General features: G+C 41.7%; 3 protein-coding genes and 2 pseudogenes. 3 read left to right on the top strand and 2 right to left on the bottom strand.

The window, feature by feature from the left end:
• Nucleotides 1-119, top strand: a pseudogene (locus tag PX482_RS27170) (IS5/IS1182 family transposase); the annotation flags it as partial.
• 526 nt (nt 120-645) lie between these two features.
• Here the strand turns inward: PX482_RS27170 and PX482_RS27165 are convergent.
• Together PX482_RS27165 and PX482_RS27160 are read right to left on the bottom strand one after the other, a co-directional pair.
• A pseudogene (locus PX482_RS27165) lies at nt 646-1,258 on the bottom strand (RNA-guided endonuclease TnpB family protein); the annotation flags it as partial.
• Nucleotides 1,259-1,348: 90 nt separating this feature from the next.
• Nucleotides 1,349-1,648, bottom strand: coding sequence for a (2Fe-2S) ferredoxin domain-containing protein (locus PX482_RS27160; protein WP_288095508.1), 300 nt, complete (start codon nt 1,646-1,648; stop codon nt 1,349-1,351).
• Between the two features lie 186 nt (nt 1,649-1,834).
• On the opposite strand from PX482_RS27160, the gene PX482_RS27155 reads away from it, so the two are divergent.
• Both PX482_RS27155 and PX482_RS27150 read left to right on the top strand, forming a co-directional pair.
• Nucleotides 1,835-2,536, top strand: a complete 702-nt coding sequence (locus tag PX482_RS27155) for an NnrU family protein (RefSeq protein WP_288095511.1) — start codon at nt 1,835-1,837, stop codon at nt 2,534-2,536.
• 88 nt (nt 2,537-2,624) lie between these two features.
• A complete protein-coding gene (locus tag PX482_RS27150) occupies nt 2,625-2,966 on the top strand; it encodes a thioredoxin family protein (RefSeq protein ID WP_079207408.1) in 342 nt (113 codons plus the stop codon).
• Nucleotides 2,967-3,126: the final 160 nt, after the last annotated feature.

The raw sequence follows: 3,126 nt of genomic DNA, 5'->3' as shown, positions 1-3,126 counted from the left end.
TTAGAATTTTATCATCAAGATATAGGAATCGGAGACGGCGTTTTGGTCTGAGATTTAATTTAATCGCTGGCATTTACAACTATGAACTTGCTTTAGGCTATCATCAAGTAGCTGAATAAGACTTTTGCAGGAGGTCTAGTAGCCGGTCGTTTCAGGCTTTGTTACCCTCTTTCTTTGTACCAGTGTATGTACTATAATAAGGATAATGGCAGGTTTTTGAAGGTTCCAATCCTATTTTCGCAGCACTAACATCGGATTTTAACAGGTCAAAAGCCTTATTTTAAAAGGGTTTTACCATTATTCAGCAAGCCTTACTTAAAAGTCTGAAAGCTTATTCATTCGTAGTGGGTCAAGCACGGAGCGGGTTAAACGGCAAACCCTTTATTCCCTGGTCAATGACATCAGGAATTACTTTTCTAATGATGTTAAATGCCCCATTGACATCGGCATTTAACAACTGATTTGTTCCCATTTTATCAAGTCCCCTAGCTAACCTTTTTCCCTTAAATAATGGTTTTTCTTCACCATATTTAGTTAACTCATACTAAATCCTTTGAGTATAGGCTACATATCAGGACAGGCACTCATGCAAGAGGCACTCATGCAAAACGGAGAATAAATAATCAGTTTTTAATAACCATATTTAGGTAACTCATCCCTATCTAAGGCACTCGATTGTGAGGTAGAGGATTCTTCGGTTATTATGACTTTTATTCCTTTTAATTGAGCTTTATAGGTTAACATTTTTATTAATCTATAATGAGGAATATTGACCAATTGTTGAGTATTTCTTTTTCCTAGATTAAGAGATTGTTTCATGCGCTCATTATGCCCAATTATTAACGTCCCTATTTGATGAATAATACAGCAATCTATTACTCTTTTGCTGGCTGTGTGTAGGTAATTTTCTCCTCGACAGTTTCGTTGATGGGTGAGGAATATCAATCTCTTAGATGAGGGGAGATTATTTCGGGGTTTCAGTTGAGATTGCAAGCGGGAACGTTGTTTATTGTAGAAGGTGTTAATCGCTTTTAAGGGTCTGCCATTGATCAAAAGAGGGGCTACACCTGTTTGATTTGTAGTTACAGCCATTAAGTTATTAACTCCTAAATCTACACCAGCTTATCTGTTGTTTATCTGTGGTTTACAACCGTCTTTCATATACTATTTTCATGACATAACAGCTACTTTTGGGGACAATTATCACGGCAATTATTTCTCTCTTGGCTGTGGGAATTTTTAAGTCGCTCATAGACAATAGACTAAGCTGAAATCACAGGCACTCAAAGGGGTTAACCTAGGAGCAAAAGACTATTGTGAAGCATCACTTAAAAATTGATGATCAAGTTTACTGCCATTGAGCGTGAATGGGTGGATGGAGTAAACGCTCAACCGGTTGACCGTTTTTTAAATGTTCCTCGACAATCTGACGGACATCCTCTGGTTTAACACGACAGTACCAGGTTTCCTCGGGAATAATTCTCACCGTGGGGCTAGTGCTACACTGTCCTTGACAACCACTGGTCATAACGATGACATCTTCTGGGAGAGCTGCCGTTTGCCAAGCTAAAAGAAGCTCAGACGCACCCTGCACCAAACAGGAAGAATGCTGACAGACCATCACAAATCGCTTTTGGGGATAAGACATATTACCTAAAAAGTGGCAAAATTAGATAGTTCCCCAGTTATATTCTTGGGGGTCGCTTTGGGGAAGCATAGTTTTATTTTGCCCCGAATCCTCGATACTGGCAATACAAAAAAAGGGGGCGAAAAATTAACCATCAATCTTTAAAATAGAGTTCGGAGAAAAATTTAGTCAATCAAGAGGGTAAAAGTGGCATTCGCTAGTCATTGGATCATGTTAGGTTTATTATTGGGTTTTGCTGTTGCCCATAGCGGATTAGCCAGTTTACGAATGGGGGGAGAAGCTATCATCGGTGCGCGACTGTATCGGGTATTATTTGCCCTTGTGAGTATCCCTCTAGCGGTAATTTTAGTAGTTTATTTCTTCAATCATCGTTATGATGGTTTGCTTCTCTGGCAAGTACAGGGAGTAACCGGAGTAAAAACCCTAGTTTGGATACTTTCGGCCATTTCTTTTTTCTTTCTCTATCCTGCCACTTTTAACCTGCTGGAGATCGCCGCTATCCAAAAACCGCAGGTTCATCTCTACGAAACCGGCATCCTGCGCGTTACCCGTCATCCCCAGATGGTAGGACAGGTGATCTGGTGTATTGCTCACACCCTCTGGTTAGGGACAAGCTTTACCCTATTAACTTCCTTGGGTTTAATTGCCCATCATCTTTTTGCCGTCTGGCATGGCGATCGCCGGTTAGAAGACCGTTACGGAGAGGCATTTTTAAAGATCAAAGAACGCACCTCGGTGATTCCCTTTTTAGCGATTATCGATGGTCGGCAAAGCCTAAAATGGCAAGAATTCCTTCGTCCGGCCTATCTAGGAGTAACAGGGTTTATTTTACTCCTCTGGTGGGCGCATCCTTGGCTAATGCAAGCAACAAGTAAAATTTATTGGTGATTTTGCTCCCAACCCCTTTCTTATTGATCCCGATTGGTGTAGAATGGTTTCTATATCAAAATCAAGTTTTCATAAAATCCGTTTAGACATGATACTATCTGTAAACGAAAAGAGCTTCCCTAAGCTAGTTTTAGAGTCTTCTCGTCCGGTTCTCGTGCATTTTTGGGCTCCTTGGTGTGGTTTATGTCGTTTAATCCAACCCACCCTCTGTTCTTGGCAAAATGAGTGTCAAGATGCGATTCAATTAGTCGGTGTCAATGCCGATGAGAATTTTCAATTAGCTAATAGTTTTCGTCTGCGTAGTCTGCCTACGTTAATTCTCTTCGATCAAGGTGTTCCCGTTCATCGTCTGGAGGAAATTCACAGTCGCGAGGAATTGCAACAAACCCTGCGACTAATGGCCAAAAATCAAATCCTGCGTTTAGCTTAAGTAGCTGGTTATAATTAAATTGAAGATATATTTTGGGTTCGATCCCCCCTGCCCCCCTTGATAAGGGGGGTGCCGATAGGCGGGGGGCTCCCCCTTGATAAGGGGGGTGCCGATAGGCGGGGGGCTCCCCCTTGATAAGGGGGGTGCCGATAGGCGGGGG

Source organism: Microcystis sp. M53602_WE12 (genome assembly GCF_030065455.1).
Classification (GTDB): Bacteria; Cyanobacteriota; Cyanobacteriia; order Cyanobacteriales; family Microcystaceae; genus Microcystis; species Microcystis aeruginosa.
The sequence above is the reverse complement of the archived record's forward strand: the minus strand, read 5'-3'. Positions and strand labels throughout refer to the sequence as shown.